The 16,831-nt window shown below is 61.1% G+C and carries 11 protein-coding genes; 3 read left to right on the top strand and 8 right to left on the bottom strand.

Features of this window, described 5'->3' with window-relative positions; translation table 11 throughout:
- Positions 1-130: 130 nt before the first annotated feature.
- Genes AOT96_RS10030 through AOT96_RS10050 form a run of 5 tightly spaced genes read right to left on the bottom strand, consistent with a single transcriptional unit; the run spans position 131 to position 3,865 of the window.
- Positions 131-745: a response regulator transcription factor gene (locus AOT96_RS10030; protein ID WP_003946002.1), complete on the bottom strand. Its 615-nt coding sequence runs from the start codon at positions 743-745 to the stop codon at positions 131-133.
- Positions 742-1,884 (bottom strand): sensor histidine kinase, encoded by a 1,143-nt coding sequence (locus AOT96_RS10035; protein WP_007735262.1) that lies wholly within the window; start codon positions 1,882-1,884, stop codon positions 742-744. The genes AOT96_RS10030 and AOT96_RS10035 overlap by 4 nt, the downstream gene beginning before the upstream one ends.
- 21 nt (positions 1,885-1,905) lie before the next feature.
- Positions 1,906-2,697, bottom strand: a complete 792-nt coding sequence (locus tag AOT96_RS10040; RefSeq protein ID WP_003946064.1) for an ABC transporter permease — start codon at positions 2,695-2,697, stop codon at positions 1,906-1,908.
- Positions 2,694-3,632 carry an ABC transporter ATP-binding protein gene (locus AOT96_RS10045; RefSeq protein WP_054828431.1) on the bottom strand — a complete coding sequence of 313 codons (939 nt, stop codon included), beginning with the start codon at positions 3,630-3,632 and terminating at the stop codon, positions 2,694-2,696. Before AOT96_RS10045 ends, AOT96_RS10040 begins: the two co-directional genes overlap by 4 nt.
- Positions 3,629-3,865: a hypothetical protein gene (locus tag AOT96_RS10050; protein WP_228401538.1), complete on the bottom strand. Its 237-nt coding sequence runs from the start codon at positions 3,863-3,865 to the stop codon at positions 3,629-3,631. The genes AOT96_RS10045 and AOT96_RS10050 overlap by 4 nt, the downstream gene beginning before the upstream one ends.
- Positions 3,866-4,099: 234 nt before the next feature.
- Here AOT96_RS10050 and AOT96_RS10055 point away from each other — a divergent pair, with 234 nt between their 5' ends.
- Positions 4,100-6,181, top strand: a complete 2,082-nt coding sequence (locus AOT96_RS10055) for a PhoX family protein (protein WP_065351663.1) — start codon at positions 4,100-4,102, stop codon at positions 6,179-6,181.
- 79 nt (positions 6,182-6,260) lie between these two features.
- Here the strand turns inward: AOT96_RS10055 and AOT96_RS10060 are convergent, their stop codons facing one another.
- The 3 genes from AOT96_RS10060 to ggh all read right to left on the bottom strand — a co-directional run bounded on the left by AOT96_RS10060 (position 6,261) and on the right by ggh (position 14,999).
- Positions 6,261-11,879: a DUF7927 domain-containing protein gene (locus AOT96_RS10060; protein WP_231917424.1), complete on the bottom strand. Its 5,619-nt coding sequence runs from the start codon at positions 11,877-11,879 to the stop codon at positions 6,261-6,263.
- A 979-nt stretch (positions 11,880-12,858) separates the two neighbouring features.
- Positions 12,859-13,554 (bottom strand): glycoside hydrolase family 25 protein, encoded by a 696-nt coding sequence (locus tag AOT96_RS10065; protein WP_370334015.1) that lies wholly within the window; start codon positions 13,552-13,554, stop codon positions 12,859-12,861.
- A gap of 107 nt (positions 13,555-13,661) precedes the next feature.
- Positions 13,662-14,999 carry a glucosylglycerate hydrolase gene (ggh, locus tag AOT96_RS10070; protein WP_042449890.1) on the bottom strand — a complete coding sequence of 446 codons (1,338 nt, stop codon included), beginning with the start codon at positions 14,997-14,999 and terminating at the stop codon, positions 13,662-13,664.
- Positions 15,000-15,109: 110 nt separating this feature from the next.
- Between ggh and AOT96_RS10075 the strand changes: the two genes are divergently transcribed.
- Both AOT96_RS10075 and AOT96_RS10080 read left to right on the top strand, forming a co-directional pair.
- Positions 15,110-15,808, top strand: coding sequence for a haloacid dehalogenase type II (locus AOT96_RS10075; RefSeq protein ID WP_007735269.1), 699 nt, complete (start codon positions 15,110-15,112; stop codon positions 15,806-15,808).
- 72 nt (positions 15,809-15,880) lie between these two features.
- Positions 15,881-16,792 (top strand): cation transporter, encoded by a 912-nt coding sequence (locus AOT96_RS10080; RefSeq protein ID WP_065351664.1) that lies wholly within the window; start codon positions 15,881-15,883, stop codon positions 16,790-16,792.
- The last annotated feature ends 39 nt before the right edge of the window (positions 16,793-16,831 follow it).

Consider the following 16,831-nt stretch of genomic DNA (forward strand, 5'->3'; position numbering starts at 1 on the left):
GCCACCCATTCTGGTCGCACTTCACTACAGGGACGAAGCAAGTCGGGGATTCTCGACATTGCGGGGCCTTCGGCCCTGTGCGCCTTTTTGGTAGTGCCCGCAACCAGAAAGGCGCACGGGGCCGAAGGCCCTAAATCCACCCCTGCCGGCGGGCGATCACCGCTGCTTCGTGCCGGTTGGCAGCACCGAGTTTGGTGACAGCTGACGACAGATAGTTCCGGGTGGTTCCTGCCGAGAGGTGTGCCCGGGAAGCGATCTGCTCGATGGATGCTCCGTCGGCCGCGTATTCGAGTACGTCCGCCTCGCGCGGAGTAAGCGGTGAGTCGCCGGCGCCGATTGCCTCGGCAGCCAACGACGGATCGACGTACCGCCCGCCCGCGTGGACGCTGCGGACCACCTCGGCGAGCGTCGCCGCAGGCGTCGTCTTCGGCAGAAATCCTCGGACGCCTGCTGACAGTGCCTTCTTCAGATACCCGGGACGCCCGTGGCTCGTCACGATGATCGAGACGCACCCCGAGACCGTCTGCGCAATCTGTTGCGCCGTCTCGATGCCGTCGATACCTGCCATTTGAAGGTCGAGCACGGCTACGTCAGGTTGATGTTTTGCAGCAGCGACCACGGCATCCTCGCCGGATTCGGCTTCCGCGACGACAACGATGTCGTCCTCGAGCGACAACATCATGGCCAGAGCCGAGCGGATCAGGTTCTCGTCGTCGGCCAGCAGTACCTTGATCGGCTCGGTCACCGAGACTCCTTCGTTCGGGACGGAAAGTGGGCGGTGAGGGTGAAGCGATCTTCGTCCTGCACGGTTTCGACAATTCCTCCGACGGCGCCGACGCGCTCGCGCAATCCGTTCAGGCCGGTTCCGTTGTTCGGCTCTGCGATCCGTGCGCCGTCGTTGGCGATCACGACGCCGTCCGCGAACACCTCGATGCTGCAATTCTCGGCACTCGAGTGCCGGAGAATGTTGGTCACTCCTTCGCGGACGACCCAGGCGGCAGCTTCGGCCAGTTCCACCGGCAGCTGATCTGCCGATCCACGTATCGCGGTGGAGATTCCGGCGGCCTCGAGCAGAGACTGCGCACCGGCCAGCTCGGACGCCAAGGCGATGGACCGGTATCCCCGAACCAACTCGCGCGCTTCGTCGAGTGAATCTTGCGCAAGTTCGCGTACTTCGTCCATCTGCGCGGCGGCACGATCGTCGCCGCGTCGTGAAAGAGTAGCTGCAAGTTCACTTTTCACCGCAATTGCAGACAGTGCCCGCCCGACGACGTCATGGAGGTCGCGTGAAAATCGCAACCGTTCCTCGGCGACGGACAGAGCGGCAGCGGCTCCGCGTGCCTCGTCCAATTCGGTGACCATCCGCAGCAGCCACACCGACATGTAGACGGTCAGCCCCATGAAGGCGGCGACGATTCCGACAGACACGCCGCTTTCCGGACCCGCAAGCAGTCCCAGTACAACCCCGGCGGCCACCGAGCCCACGATCAGCCAGCGCAACGACGTCAACCCCGCAAGGGGCACGACAAGGATTGCCGCCAGCCAGAAGTACGGGCCGTTCTCGCCATTGCTTCCCAAGGCAATTCCCGCCGAGCAGAACGCCGACAACGTCATCACGGCAAGAGGAATCTGGACGGGCTTGGCCACGACTCCGCCCAGATCAGGCATCCGAGACACGGCGATGACGCACGCAACGGCACTGATTCCGAGGAAGACACCCGACAGGTACCGATCCGCAACTATCTCGGTGACCGCACCGAAGCCACCGAAAACCACTGCGACCATGATGAACGATTGCCGCGTGTAGAGGCGAACCTTGTCGACGTTCGACGCGGTTCGCCACGTCCGTCTCGGATTCCAGCGTCCGAAGTTCTGCGCGATCATGCCCACTACCTTCTCAGAGTTCTACGAACGCGGTTCCCAGCGGAAGTGGACGTTCGCGATCAGAACCGAACCGACGATCCACGCCAGCATGACCAACAGCGGTTGCGCAGCCGAACCGAAGGTGTCGACAAATCCCGCTGCCGCACCGGGCGCATCGCCCAGATCAGCCAGTTCGCCAGTGGTCCGCCCCAGCCATCCGAGATTGAGAAGGTCCACTACTGCGGCCAGCGGAGTGAAATCGAGAATGCGAGCAACGTTGTCCGGCACGACATTCCTGATCGAGGACATACCTGCCGTCGCCAGAATCAGAATCGGCATGCAGGTGATCTGCGCCGCCTCTGCATTTCGCGTGACAGCCGAAGTGATCAACGCCAGCGCCGTGAAGAGCGCGGCGCCGCCGATCACCGCGACCAGCACCAGGACCGGATTGACCGGAGCACTACCGCCCAGAACCATCACGGCGATTCCGATCACCACCGTCAACAGGCCGGTGAGAACCCACGACGGCACTGCCGGGCCCGCGAGGATCTCGGCGTCGCTGCATTCCCCGGTCCGTAGTCGCTTGAGAACCAACTCGTCACGACGCGTCGCGTACACCGACAGGAGGTTGTAGAAGACCACGAACACGAGCAGGAAGAGTGCAAACACCTCGAGGCCTGCCGACACCGACTTGTCGGACAACCCGCCATCGCGCGACAGGTACAGCATCCCCACGGGAAAGATCAACGGGAGGACGATTGCGTTGAAGAGCAACAGTCGATTTCGTCCCAGGAGCGTGAACTCCGAACGAGACAGGGTTGCTATGCGGTTCATGCCGACGCTCCTTCGAGAGTTGCGTGATGATCGAATTGGTCTGCAATGGAGAGGAATACGGTCTCCAGGGATGCCGCGCGGGCATCCAGGCCGGTCAGCAGGATGTTGTTGTGCTGTGCCCACAGCAGCAGTTCCGTCAGCGTCTCCTGCACTGTGCGAGTGGTGATCACCACCAGATCGTTTTCGACGCGTACCTCGGCGCCGGCCAGGGCCGGGAGCGGAAGACCGGGACGGTGCAGTTTGATCTGGGCAGGATGATCCGCGACGACGTCCGCCACGGTTCCGCTGCGCACCACCGATCCTCGGTGCATGATCGCCAACTGGTCGCACAGGGACTCGGCTTCGTCCAGGTAATGCGTCGTCAACATGATGGTGACGCCCGACGCTTTCAAGTCAGCGATCAATTGCCAAGTGTTACGTCGACTTTCGGGATCCAAACCAGTAGTCGGCTCGTCGAGAAACAGGACGAGTGGCCGGCCGATGATCGCGCACGCCAGATCCAGTCGCCGCGCCTCACCTCCCGAGAGGAACTTCACGCGGGTATCACCACGGTCACGCATGTCCACGCGCTCGAGCACCTCGTCCACGGGCAGCGGATTCGAGCAGGTTCCGGCCCACATCGCCAAACTCTCACGAGCAGTCAGGTCTTGGGGCAAGCCACCCTTCTGGAGCATGATGCCAAGCGACGGGCGAATCTGCTTGCGGTTGCGCACCGGATCCATGCCCAGAACGCGCACCGTTCCGGCACTGGATCGTGAAAGACCCTGAATCACTTCGAGAGTGGACGTCTTGCCGGCACCATTGGTTCCGAGGAGGCCGAACAGCTCGCCTTCCTGAACACTCAGATCCAGATTGCGAACAGCATCGAACGCCTCCTTACCGGAGCCGTAACGCCGCGACATTCCGACTACGTCGATCACGGGATCGCCCTTCATCGCTGCGCCTCCGCTCGGTTCCAGCCGCGCAGTCCGATCACGAATCGGATACCCGCATAGACAGCGAGAGCGGCAACAAGAATCCAGAACACGGGATTGGAGCCGATGATCGCGAACAGCACTCCGATGATCGCAATATTCACGACGATCACAACAAGTTCGCGGCCCATCGTGGGTGCGGGTCCGATGTCCATCAGGTCCGTCAGGAGGCTTCCCTCATGTGGTTCTCTCATGCATCCAAGCTTCGCGGGAAGTCAGAGCCGAAAACAGTGCACTGCGTCATCACCTGCGGTGACACCGTCACGGATCAGCGATGACAAATGTCATGCGACGTCCCCGCGGGGACGCGTCGTAAACCGCGGGTAAGGGTCACCTCGTTGTTTTGCCGTTCATTTTTACGTTCCTTTACCCTTGCTTAGAGCTTCTACGGTTCCCGAAGTCCGTACATCGAATCTCGGGAGTTCACGGTGGCTATCAAGCCTTTGGCCTTGTTCGTCAAACACGACGGCGTGTCTGCACGCGCGTCGATCACCTGCCAGTACAAGTGCGGAAACGCGTGCTCTCACGAGGTCCCCAACACCTCGGGCGGCGAGTACTTCCGCGACATCGCACGCACAGCGCTGAGTCGTCGCGGCTTGCTCCGGGGCAGCGGCATGGCAGTGCTCGCGGTGGGAGCGGGCAGCGCCCTCGTCGCCTGTTCGGACGAATCCGCAAGTGCCGAACCGGGAACCGGATCGACGAGCGGCAGCAGCAGCGGATCGACACCAGCGGGGACGAACTTCAGCGCTGTCGCGCCCAACAAGGAAGACAAGGTCACCGTCCCTGACGGATACGATCAAGCCGTCGTGATTCGCTGGGGTGACGCCGTTCTCGCCGGCGCCCCGGCTTTCGACTTCGACAAGCAGACTGCGGCAGCGCAGGAACTGCAGTTCGGATTCAACAACGACTTCGCCGGATTGCTCCCGGTCGACGGGCAGCCCAACACCTACCTACTCGTGGTCAATCACGAATACTCCACCGAGCCGGCGATGTTCCGCGGCTACGATGCGGAGAACCCGACCGAGGAGCAGTTCAAGATCGGCCTGGCCAGCCACGGACTGTCGGTCGTGCAGGTCAAGGGCGAATCCGACAACGGCAAGCTCGTACCGGAGATCGGATCGAACAACCGCCGCATCACCGGAACCACGGAATTTGTCGTGACCGGCCCCGCTGCAGGCAGCGACTTCCTCAAGACGAGTGCCGATCCCACGGGAACCAAAGTGCTCGGCACCCTCAACAATTGCGCCGGCGGCGTCACACCTTGGGGCACAGTGCTTTCCGGCGAAGAGAACTTCAACCAGTACTTCGCGAACGCCGAGGGTGTCACCGATCCCACGGTCGCAGCGCGACTGAAGCGCTACGGTCTTGCCGGTGCCGCTTCCGAGCGCAAGTGGGAACGATTCGACAAGCGGTTCGATCTGGTCGCAGAACCCAACGAGGTCAACCGATTCGGATACGTCGTCGAGATCGATCCCTGGGATCCGTCGTCGACTCCGATCAAGCACACAGCGCTCGGACGTTTCAAGCACGAAGCCGCCACCATTTACATCACGGCGGACGGCACCGTCGTCGCCTACAGCGGCGACGACGAGCGCTTCGACTACATGTACAAGTTCGTCTCCAGCCGAAAGATGCAGGACGGCAAGAGTCAAGCAGCCATGCGCCACAACATGACTCTGCTCGACGCCGGAACACTGTACGTCGCAAAGCTCAGCGGAAACTCCGCCGGCGAGATCGACGGCAGCGGCAAACTTCCGTCGGACGGCAAGTTCGACGGAACCGGCGAGTGGGTAGCCATCCTGCGCACCGGCGAAGACGGCAAGGGCGAATCGCTGGTAGACGGTATGAGCGCCGAAGAGGTCGCCGTCTTCACCCGCCAGGCCGGTGACAAGGTCGGGGCAACGAAGATGGATCGCCCCGAGGACTTCGAGGCAAACCCGAAGAGCGGCAAGGTTTACGTCGCACTGACCAACAACACCAAGCGCGGAGTCGACGGTGGCGCCGCGGCCGACGAGGCGAACCCGAGGAACAATAACAAGAACGGCCAGGTCCTCGAAATCACCGACGACCACGCCGGCACCACCTTCGGCTGGAATCTTCTTCTCGTCTGCGGAGATCCGGCCACAGCCGATACTTACTTCGGCGGGTTCGACAAGAGCAAGGTCAGCCCCATCTCATGCCCGGACAACCTTGCCTTCGACCCGCACGGCAATCTGTGGATCTCCACCGACGGCAACGCACTCAAGTCCAACGACGGGCTGTTCAGCGTTGTCCTCGAAGGCGAAAACCGCGGTGAGACAAAGCAGTTCCTCACCGTTCCCGTCGGCGCCGAAACCTGCGGCCCCATCGTGGACGAGAAGCGCGTCATCGTCTGCGTCCAGCACCCCGGCGAGACCGACGACGCCAGCATAGAAAGCCCCGCATCCCATTGGCCCGACGGTGGTTCCGCCCAGCCTCGCCCGTCGGTAGTTGCAGCCTGGAAGAAGGACGGATCTCGGCTCGGCTCGTAACACACACGAAAACGACTGTGGGGCAGATCGCATACTCTGCGATCTGCCCCACGTCGTTTACCTCAGATTCTCAAGAGAATCAGTTGTCACCGTCCTCGCGACGCTTACGCGTCAGGAGAACAACACCCGTTCCCAGCGCCAGCAGCAGAACCAATCCACCTGCTGCGAGCAACCCGGTGTTCACGCCACTCTCACCAGCGCCACCACCCGAGTTGATCGTCCCGCCCTGAGGAGCAGACGGCTTCGGCTGACCCGGCTGACCCGGGTTTGCTGTCGGCGGCTTCGGCTGTCCCGGAACCGTGCTCGGAACCGGCTGACCCGGAACCGTCGGCGGTACGACGATCGGAGGCACAACGACGATCGGGGGAATGATGATCGTCGGTGTAACCGGCACCGTCGTGTTCGGAACCGTCGTGGTCGGCGGAACTGTTGTGACCGGCGGCGTTGTCGTCGGCGGCGTCGTTGTCGTCACGCCACACGGATCCACAATCTCTTCCGCGACAACTTCTTCTGTCGTGGTCTCCTCTGTGGTGGTCTCCTCCGCGGTGGTGGATTCCTCCGTACCGGTCACATCAGCGTCACCGGCAGTGATCGCGCTAGCCGTCGTCGTCGCAACCGTTGTCGTCGGAACCATCCGCGTGGTCGTCGTCGGAGGAACACAGGGCTCCGTCGTGACCGGCGGCGTCGTGGTGGTCGTCGGCGGCACCGTAGTGGTGGTCTCCGGCGGGTCTATCGGGTGTTCGGTGCAGAGAGCGTCGCCCGGGACACAGTCCACTGGCGGGTTCTCGCCACCAACCACCAGGTAGTTGTTCAGGACACCCGGAGTGAATCCGGGACCTGACAACGTTCCGATCTCAGGATTGACCTTGACGGTGTACGTCACTGTCGCGGTCTCGCCCTTGGCCAGCTTTCCGGTGACCGTGAAGACGTTGTCGACGACACCCGAAACAACCAGCGTGGAAGTGGTAGCCGGATCCTTCGTCATTACTGCATCGTCGAGAACGTCGGTGAGATCGTCGTAGAAGCTGACCTCACCATCCGCGGTGCCCACATTCTTGAACGTGAGCGTGTACGTGATCTCCTGGCCGCCAACCACACGGTTCGTGGTGGACGGAACAGAGGACTTCAGTACCTCGATCGCGGGTGTGCCATCCACCGGATGCTCGGTCGTCACCGGCGGAGGAGTGATCTCCGGACCCGTCGGCGGCTTCGCAGTACCGGTGACCTTGTTGTTGATCAACGTGCCACCGGCGACACCATCGTTGATCTTCACCTGGTAGGTCAGGACAACCGACTTACCGGCTTCCAATGCACCGGTCCAGGTGAGCGTGGTGCCCGACAGGGTCGGAGCAGCACCGTCGACACCGTCGACAGTCGCCTTGAGCGAACCGTCCACCAACGTCGCGTTGTCGAGAACCTTCGACAGATCATCGGTCAACACCACCGGATCAAGAGTCGTGTTACCCGTATTCGCACCCGTCACCGTATACGTGATCGTCTGACCCGCAGCAACATTGGTACCCGACACCGGATCCGCAGCCTTCGCGACCGTGAACCCCGGAACCTTCACCGGATGCTCGGTCGTCACCGGCGGAGGAGTGATCTCCGGACCCGTCGGCGGCTTCGCAGTACCAGTGACCTTGTTGTTGATCAGAACCCCGCCGGCAACACCGTCGTTGATCTTCACCTGATAGGTCAGAACAACCGACTTACCGGCCTCGAGCACACCAGTCCACGAGAGCGTCGTCCCCGACAGGGTCGGAGCAGCACCGTCGACACTGTCGACAGTTGCCTTGAGCGAACCGTCCACCAACGTCGCGTTGTCGAGAACCTTCGACAGATCATCGGTCAACACCACCGGATCAAGAGTCGTGTTACCCGTGTTGGAACCGGTCACCGTGTATGTGATCGTCTGACCCGCAGCAACATTGGTACCCGACACCGGATCCGCAGCCTTCGCGACCGTGAACCCCGGAACCTGAACCGGATGCGTCGTGCACAGTTGCGTCGCCGGATCACACACCTCCGGAGGATCAACCGGCGGAGTCGTACCCGGAACAACGAAGTTGTTCACGAACACCCCACCGACCACATCGGCATTGACCTTCACCGAATACGTCACCGTCTTCGTTTCGCCGGCCGCCAAGGTTCCCGTCACCGAGAAACCATCCGTGCCGACCATCGTCGCAACCAACGGAGCATCAGCAGTCAAACCACTCAATGCACCCTTGTCCACAACCTGACGCAAATCATCGAAGTACGCCACCTCACCCGCACCGTTACCGGTGTTCGAGAACGAAAGCGTGTACTTGATGTCCTGACCGGCAACAACATTCGAACCCGACACCGGATCAGAAGACTTCACCACAGCAATCTTCGGAGAGACCACCGGATGCGTCGTGCACAGCTGCGTCACCGGATCACACACCTCCGGAGGATCAACCGGAGGAGTCGTCCCCGGAACAACGAAGTTGTTCACGAACACCCCACCGACCACATCGGCATTGACCTTCACCGAATACGTCACCGTCTTCGTTTCGCCGGCCGCCAAGGTCCCCGTCACCGAGAAACCATCACTGCCGACCATCGTCGCAACCAACGGAGCATCAGCAGCCAAACCACTCAATGCACCCTTGTCCACAACCTGACGCAAATCATCGAAGTACGCCACCTCACCCGCACCGTTACCGGTGTTCGAGAACGAAAGCGTGTACTTGATGTCCTGACCGGCAACAACATTCGAACCCGACACCGGATCAGAAGACTTCACCACAGCAATCTTCGGAGACCGAACCGGATGCTCCGTCGTCACCGGCGGAGGAGTGATCTCCGGACCCGTCGGCGGCTTCGCAGTACCGGTGACCTTGTTGTTGATCAACGTGCCACCGGCAACACCGGCATTGATCTTCACCTGGTAGGTCAGGACAACCGACTTACCGGCTTCCAATCCACCGGTCCAGGTGAGCGTGGTGCCCGAGAGCGTCGGAGCAGCACCGTCGACACCGTCAACAGTCGCCTTCAGCGAACCGTCCACCAACGTCGCGTTGTCGAGAACCTTCGATAAATCATCAGTCAACACAACAGGATTGAGCGTCGTCTTACCGGTGTTCGTACCGGTCACCGTATACGTGATCGTCTGACCAGCATTGACGCCGGTACCCGACGCAGGATCCGCAGTCTTCGCGACAGTGAAACCGGGAACCGAGTGATTCGTCTCAACCGGCGGCGGAGTGATATCCGGACCGGTCGGCGGCTTCGCAGTACCCGTGACCTTGTTGTTCAAGACCGTACCCGCAGCGACACCGTCGTTGACCTTCACCTCGTAGGTCAGGACAACCGACTTGCCGGCTTCGAGCACGCCGGTCCACGAGAGCGTCGTACCCGACAAAGTCGGAACAGCCACGGAAGCTCCGTCAATGGTCGCCTTCAGCGAACCAGGAACGACAGCAGCATTATTGAGGACCGCACCCAGATCGTCATTGATCTGTACCGGATCAAGCTTCGTCTTGCCGGTGTTGGTGCCGGTGACGGTGTACTTGATCGACTCGCCGGCCTGAACCGTCGAACCGGAGATCGGATCGGCAGTCTTCGCCAGCGTAAAACCTGGAACCGAGTGATTCGTTTCCACCGGAGGAGGAGTGATGTCCGGACCGGTCGGCGGCTTCGCAGTACCGGTGACTTTGTTGTTCAGAACCGTTCCCGCGGCAACGCCGGCATTGACCTTCACCTGGTATGTCAGAACAACAGACTTACCGGCCGGGAGATTCGCGGACCACGACAAAGTGCTGCCCGAAAGAGTCGGAGCAGCAACAGGAGCACCGTCGATGGTCGCCTTCAGCGAGCCCGGAACGACAGCAGCATTGTTGAGAACCGCACTCAGATCATCGGTGATCGTCGCGGGAGTCAGGGCCGTCCTGCCGGTGTTGGCACCGGTGACGGTGTACGTAATGGTGTCGCCGGCCTGAACCGTCGAACCGGAAACCGGATCAGCCGTCTTGGTCAGCGTGAAACCAGGCATGGGATGCGTCGTGCAGAGATTGGTTGCAGGATCACATGTTGTGGGGGGAGTTGTAGTCCCCGGAACCAGATAGTTGTTCAGAACTTTGTTGCCGCCGTCTTTGACAGTGACGGTGTATGTGACTGTCCCCTTGCCGCCGGCCGGCAACGTGCCGCCGACCTTGATCTTGTCGGCGCCGTTCAATGCGGCGGTGAGTCCGCCGGTTGCAGCACCGACCGCAACCGTTCCGTCATCAATGACGTCGGCGAGGTAGTCCGTGTAGTCGATCGTTGCCGGCGCAGTGCCCGGATTCTCGAAATTCAGAGTGTAGGTGATTGATTGGCCGATATTGACAGTCTCACCGGTAGGTGGTGACGACGACTTCTTCACGAGAACCGGGGTGTTCTTGACCTTGCAATACACGTTGTCACCCGGTGTAAGTGCTGCCTGCGCAACGTCACCGACCCTGAGGGCCTGGGTCACGCCGTTTACCTGGCAATCCCACGATGTCGCATAGTTCGCGGTCTTGGTCGCCGAGGTAGTTGGCTTCTCCCAGAACGTGACAGGGGTGGGCGTGGTATCTGCGAGGAGCGTCCGCCAGCCAGTCGATGCCGTCGTATCAGTCGCACCGGTCGTGGTGCTCTTGATCTCGGTTGCTGCAGCGGCGCCTGCATCAGCGTGGTGTCCGGTGCTCATGCCGATAGTGAAATCGTCACCGGGGGTGACGCGCGTGAGGTCCTTGTCGATCTTGACCTTCGACAGCAGCACACCGAACGCCAGGCCCTGACGCGAGGTCGCCTGAACGGTATTTCCGAAAGTGGCTGCGAAACTTGTCGGAGCAGTCGATGCAACGACTAGCGTTCCGGGCGTGCGCCCCTGGCCATTGACGTTGTTCCACGAATCGCATCGGACGGTATTGGCTGGCATACCCGTCAGCCCACCGTCACAGGCCCGAATTCCGGGGTAGGCAGGATCACTGTCGTCACCGACGGTACGTGCGATCTGCCGTAGAGGCTTGTCCGAATTGAAAGTGAGGAATTCACGGTCGTTCGTAGTATTGATATTCGCGTCTGTCGACTCAGCGTCGGCTGCTACGAGCCCGTAGTTGTTGACGGCGCCATTCGGCCCCGTCATCACGATGTTCTTCAGCGAGACTGTTCCACCGGACTGACCAGCGGTGGCTGAGGTTTGGTAGATCGCCGGCTTGATCGTCGTCGGCACACCCGTGTACGCGGAAGTTCCCAACGCTGCATAGTGCAACGTGGGAAATGCCTTCGTTTCGATCCCCTGGTGATTCTTTCCTGCAACCGAGTCAGTGAGGAAGGCCTTGAAGTTGATCTTGTAACCGTCGGTGAGCTGGATTTCCATCGACTGCCCGGCCGCAGAAGCAGCCGTTGCCGCATCGAGCGTCGACATATCGATCCAGCAGATGTTCTGCGAGAACGGACCGGTGCCGGGGGCGCTGAATGCGCAGCCTTTTGCAGGCTGTTCATCCGGAAGAACAGCGGCGCGAGCCGGCGCCTGAGCCTGAACGGGGCCGCCGAGCGTCGCGGCCGGCTGCGCTGACGCAACCACTGCCGTCGCGCCGGAGATACCGAGAATCATCGCGATGGCGGTCCATACCACCGTCCACGCTCGCACCCAGGGCGGGAGCCCTGCGGTGAATATGGCCGACCTTGTCGGCGGTATGTCGTTAGGCATTTCTTACTCCCCAGGATGTGCCTGATCGATGTTCGATGGACGGAGATGCGAGAGCGCTGGCGCGAACTCCCGGTTGATCGGTTGGTTCGGGTCGATGCGCCTGTTTTCGGCTGATCGACCTCACACCGGACGCTGTTGCCGGTCCTGTCATTCGAGCTCCTCTTCGGAAACACCTGCGTGTTGGAAGAGCCGCCCTGAACAGGACCTTGGCCCTCGAAATCCGCGCAAATCGAGAGCAACCTTCCAGTTATCAGGAACAAGATAACAGATAACCGGGAGCTTGCCCATCGAAAGTCGGACAAAGCAGACCGATCGACGTTTTTGTTCGTAGATCGGACAAGCTTCGAGGAGCAGTGTTGTCCGAGCGGACAATTCAGCCCTCGGAGTGCGGCACCGCGGCGAACGCGATGACATTCAACGTTTCCGCTGACCAGATCGGGTGACGACCAACCTCGAGGAAGATATGGAATCTGGACAAATGCCCAATATGGATAAGGCCTGTTGGATGCGCCACAGACCCTCGAACGACGTTCGGAAACCCCGTCCTGCATGGAGTCCGATCACGCGTGCGAGCCCGTCGAAATTGATCGAATTGATCCAGACCACACCCAGCGACTGCTGCCGGTAACGAAGCATCCCGAGGCTCCGATAGTTGGATTGCGAGGCACCAACTTCGCCCGAAACCGGGCGGCCGCCTTCGATTCAGACCCAACTTCAAGTCCGTTTTGTAGCTTTTCAGGCAGAGCAGTTCTGCTCATTTTCTGCCACAGCTATCTTTTGATCCTGCTCAGTTAGTCGAAAATTCTGCGACTGTGGCTACCGTTCGGCAGAATTCTCGTAACTGACGAGCAACAACCGGACTAACCAGCCAAGCGAGGCAAAGGCGTCGAAAAGAGCCCTTCCACATGCCTCGCGACAAATGCCTCGAGGGCGAAAGGGCCCGAAACGGGCGCCACGGAGCCAACGGCCCCGCCGCAACCTAGCTGCTGCCGAACCCCACACTGTTGGCGTAGCGATCGAAATCGCCCTGGGCTCCGCTGTAGACGTTGATATCTGTGTTTCCGGTGATTCCTGGGATGCGTCCGGTGCTGGTGTACTGCCAGAAAGTCCAGTTGGACCAACCGCCGGGTAGCGGCCCCGGTGCGTTCTGCCCGTTGTAATCGGCGATCCACAGCGGGTAGTGGTTGAACTCGGTGGTGTTGGCCATCTGAGTACGCCAGAAGTTGGGATACGTGTAAATGATGGGCTGCCGCCCGGTAAGTGCCTGGACTGTATTCAAGTAGCGATGAGTCCAGTCGATGACCTGCCCGGCGGGCAGTCCCTTCGCGTCCTCGAGATCCAGAACGGGCGGGAGGTCACCAGGTCCGTTGATACCCAGGACGATCGCCGAATAGAAGGCGGCCTGGGCTTCGGGGGACTGGCGAACGTCTGCGTAGTGGTAGGCCCCGCGCGAGACGCCGGCAGCACGCATGACCAGGCAATCCTGGATGAAGTACGGATTGACGTAGTTGAGCGACTCGGTGGCCTTGACCATCGCGAACTCGTGCCCTGACGCCTTGACCTGGAACCAGTCGATTCCGGTTCCGTCCACGTGTTGCCACGAAGAGACGTCCGGGCCACGGGGAGCGTCGGCAGCGGCGAGGCCAGGTGCCGTGATCGCGATGGCAGCTGCCATCGCGATCGGGGTGAGCTTGCCCAATGTCCTGACGATCCGTCGCTCGACCATTTCCCGAGACTAAGGTCGACTAGTCCGTTTTGTCCCCTAATTCAGGGAATGTTCACTCAACCGAGCCAATCGAGAACAGCCGCAGCGGTCCACGACTGTTGCATACTGCCCAGCGGCTCACCGGTGAAAGGCTCGTAGTATTCGGCAAAACTGCCATCGCTGGCCTGCCGCAACCCCTCCGAACGCAAGACGTGCGATCTCTCGGCCCACCCCCGACGCGCGAACGCCCACGAGAACAACCACGTGATCACCGGCCACACCGGGCCACGCCAATACTCCCGAGGACGGAAATCGCCGGAAACCGGAGACGTCGACGGTGGGACAGCAAACCGCATGTCCGGGTGACCACAGAATTTGGGCCCCTCGAAAGTGCGCAACAGAGCGCGCTCGGCATCGCGGCTCAGGCCGCCGCACAGCAACGGCGCAAACATCGCGATGGTCTCGGTATGAACCCATCGCCCGGTGCGAAGATCGAAATCCTTTGCTGCACCTGATCGTTCATCGGTGGTGGCAATCACGCCCTGCCGGAATCGATCTGCCCAACCGCGCAGATCACGGACGTCGGAGTTCGGCCGCGAATGCTCCTCACCGATAGTTGCCAAGACGTCGCATGCCATCGAGAAAACCGCACTGACAAACACGTCCTCGACGGCAAAACTCATGGCAGTGGCGAGTTGAGAATCCTCGTACCGCACGGCCTTCATCTCTTCGAGAAGCCAAAGGTAGCGGTCGTATTCGTTATCCGTGGGCCGCTGAGACAGGTCCGTCACCACAGCGAGATCAGCACGCTGATACGCAGGAACTTGTCCCGCAACAACATTCGCGTACGCCAGATCCCACCGCGGAGAGTTGTCCATCCCAGATTCCCACCCGTGATAGAGCGCGATACGGCCGTTGCCGTCGAGATCGCGGGCCTCCGCCAACCACCGGTGCCACCGAACCAGATCGCTCCAGCGCCGGTCGAGGAACTCTTCCGCGACCGCACGCGTCGTACGTCCGTGCCGACGCGAATGATCGAGAATCCGCTGCACCGCGATCGCGTGAACGGGGGGTTGGGTGATTCCCGATGTAGCGGTACCCAAAGGAGCATGCGCTGCCAACGCATTGACATCCCACCGCGTCGGGCCGGGGAAGTAGCCGTCGACACCGTTCGCGAACACGATGTGCGGAATCATTCCGTTCTTCCACTGAGCCGAGAGCAAGGTATCGAGCTCTACTACCGCCCGTTCGACGCTGAGCGGCGCCAGACCTACCGCCACGAACGCGGCGTCCCAGCTCCACATGTGGGGATACAGCTTCGGGGCAGCGCTGGTCATCGTGCCCAGGTCGTTTCCGCGCAGCAAGTAGGCAGCTCGGGCGGCGAGCTGAGTCGGGGTAAATCCGCGGTCGGCCATAGATGTCTATTTTGCGACGCGTCGAGCCTTTGCGCTCACCGAGCACGAATCCGGCGCCGCGGCCGCAATAATGAAGGAAGTCCGTCAGGTGATCTCGGAGTGGAGGCCTAGTGCGCGAGAAGATCAAAGCACTGCTGTTCGACGTCCAGGGCACAGCGACCGATTTTCACAGCACACTGTGCCGAGAGGCCCGTCGAATCACCGACGCCGACGTGGACTGGCCAAGATTCGTCAATCTCTGGCGCGCTGAGTACTTCGCGAACACATCCGAGGCCGACGACTCCACAGGCGAATGGGTGACAGTACATTCGGTGTACCGCGAGGCTCTGCGCAAGCTGTTGGCCCGCGAGAGCATCGAACTTTCCGATGCCGAACAGGAAGAACTCACCACCGCCTGGAAATTCCTGGACCCGTGGCCCGACACTGTCGCCGGCCTGACAACCCTGCGCCAGCAGTACACAATCGCTGCCTTGTCCAACGCCGACGTGAATGCCGCAGTCAGCATCTCCCGGCACGGAAATCTGCCATGGCATGCCGTCTTCACTGCCGAAATGGCCGGCGTCTTCAAACCAGATCCGAAGATCTACCACCTGGCTGCTCGATATCTCGGGTACGACCCGGCCGAGATCATGATGGTTGCCAGTCACAAATATGACATCCGGGCGGCCAAAGCTCTCGGATTCCGCACAGCCTTCATAGCTCGACCACTCGAATTCGGAGCCAGGGGCAATCCCGATGTGTCCTTCTCCGACGAGTTCGACATCAACGCCGAGGACTTTCTCGATCTGGCAGCGCAATTGGTCCACTGATCCCGTGCCTGCGCGTCGTTGCTGGTATTCCTACGTGAAGGAATATCGAAACGGACAGGCGGTTTGGAATTCATGGGCACCAAGGAAGACAGCGCTACCCGCGAACGCAAGGCCCTGCGGTACTCGCTCGTGGTCGCAACGGCGTTGGCTGTGCTCGCCGCATTCTGGGGCTGGATCTCGCAGTCCCAGGTGATCCTGCTCGACGGTGTGTACGCCCTCATCGGAATGGTGTTGACGGCGATCTCACTGCGGGTCTCGCGGATAGCCGACTCGGGCCCCACCGCACGCTTCCCGTTCGGAAAGGAGGCATTGATCCCGGTCGTCATCGCTGTCCAGGGCATGGCACTACTGGCGACGCTCGCCTACGCCGCAGTCGAGGCAGTTCGTGTCATCCTCGCGGGCGGAGCCGACGTCACCGCGGGGTCTCTGGTGGCATACGGCGCTGTCAGCGCAGTGGTGTCGATCATCATCTGGCGCTACGTCGGACAAGTCGACCGCACATCTGATCTGCTCGTCGCCGAAGCCAGGCAATGGGGAGCGTCGGCTGCCTTCAGCGCGCTGGTCGCGGTCGGTGCTGTCGTCGCAATGATCCTGGGCCGCACCGATTTTTCCGACGCCGACCGATATGTCGACTCCGTCTTGGTCCTCCTCGGCTGTGCGATGCTGGTCCCGCAACCGTACGCACTTCTGCGAACCGCACTGATCGAACTCCTCGAAGGTGCTCCCGGCGAAAACGTTCAGGCCCGCGTGCACGAAGCCATCGCCGTCGTCCGCGACGAATTCGGTTTGGACGAACCGACTCTCACCATGAGCAAGGTGGGTCGCAAGCTGTATGTCGAAGCGACGTTCATGGTCGCGCCACACAGCTGGGACATCGACGGTGAAGACGCAGTACGACGCTCGTTCGCCACCAGCCTCGCCGATCTCCCCTACGAACCGTGGCTGAACATCGAACTGACTACAGATCCGGCGCTGATGCTCTAGCGACGGAATCTGCTCTCGAACAACAGAATCACGACGTCC

The organism is Rhodococcus sp. 008, assembly GCF_001682295.1.
Classification (GTDB): domain Bacteria; phylum Actinomycetota; class Actinomycetes; order Mycobacteriales; family Mycobacteriaceae; genus Rhodococcus_F; species Rhodococcus_F qingshengii.

What these genes read in the sequence shown, in the direction of transcription:
- AOT96_RS10035 (WP_007735262.1), bottom strand. Translation starts at nt 1,884, where the DNA reads ATGATCGCGCAGAACTTCGGACGCTGGAATCCGAGACGGACGTGGCGA.
- AOT96_RS10040 (WP_003946064.1), bottom strand. Translation starts at nt 2,697, where the DNA reads ATGAACCGCATAGCAACCCTGTCTCGTTCGGAGTTCACGCTCCTGGGA.
- AOT96_RS10045 (WP_054828431.1), bottom strand. Translation starts at nt 3,632, where the DNA reads ATGAAGGGCGATCCCGTGATCGACGTAGTCGGAATGTCGCGGCGTTAC.
- AOT96_RS10050 (WP_228401538.1), bottom strand. Translation starts at nt 3,865, where the DNA reads ATGAGAGAACCACATGAGGGAAGCCTCCTGACGGACCTGATGGACATC.
- AOT96_RS10060 (WP_231917424.1), bottom strand. Translation starts at nt 11,879, where the DNA reads ATGCCTAACGACATACCGCCGACAAGGTCGGCCATATTCACCGCAGGG.
- AOT96_RS10065 (WP_370334015.1), bottom strand. Translation starts at nt 13,554, where the DNA reads ATGGCAGCTGCCATCGCGATCACGGCACCTGGCCTCGCCGCTGCCGAC.
- ggh (WP_042449890.1), bottom strand. Translation starts at nt 14,999, where the DNA reads ATGGCCGACCGCGGATTTACCCCGACTCAGCTCGCCGCCCGAGCTGCC.
- AOT96_RS10080 (WP_065351664.1), top strand. Translation starts at nt 15,881, where the DNA reads ATGGGCACCAAGGAAGACAGCGCTACCCGCGAACGCAAGGCCCTGCGG.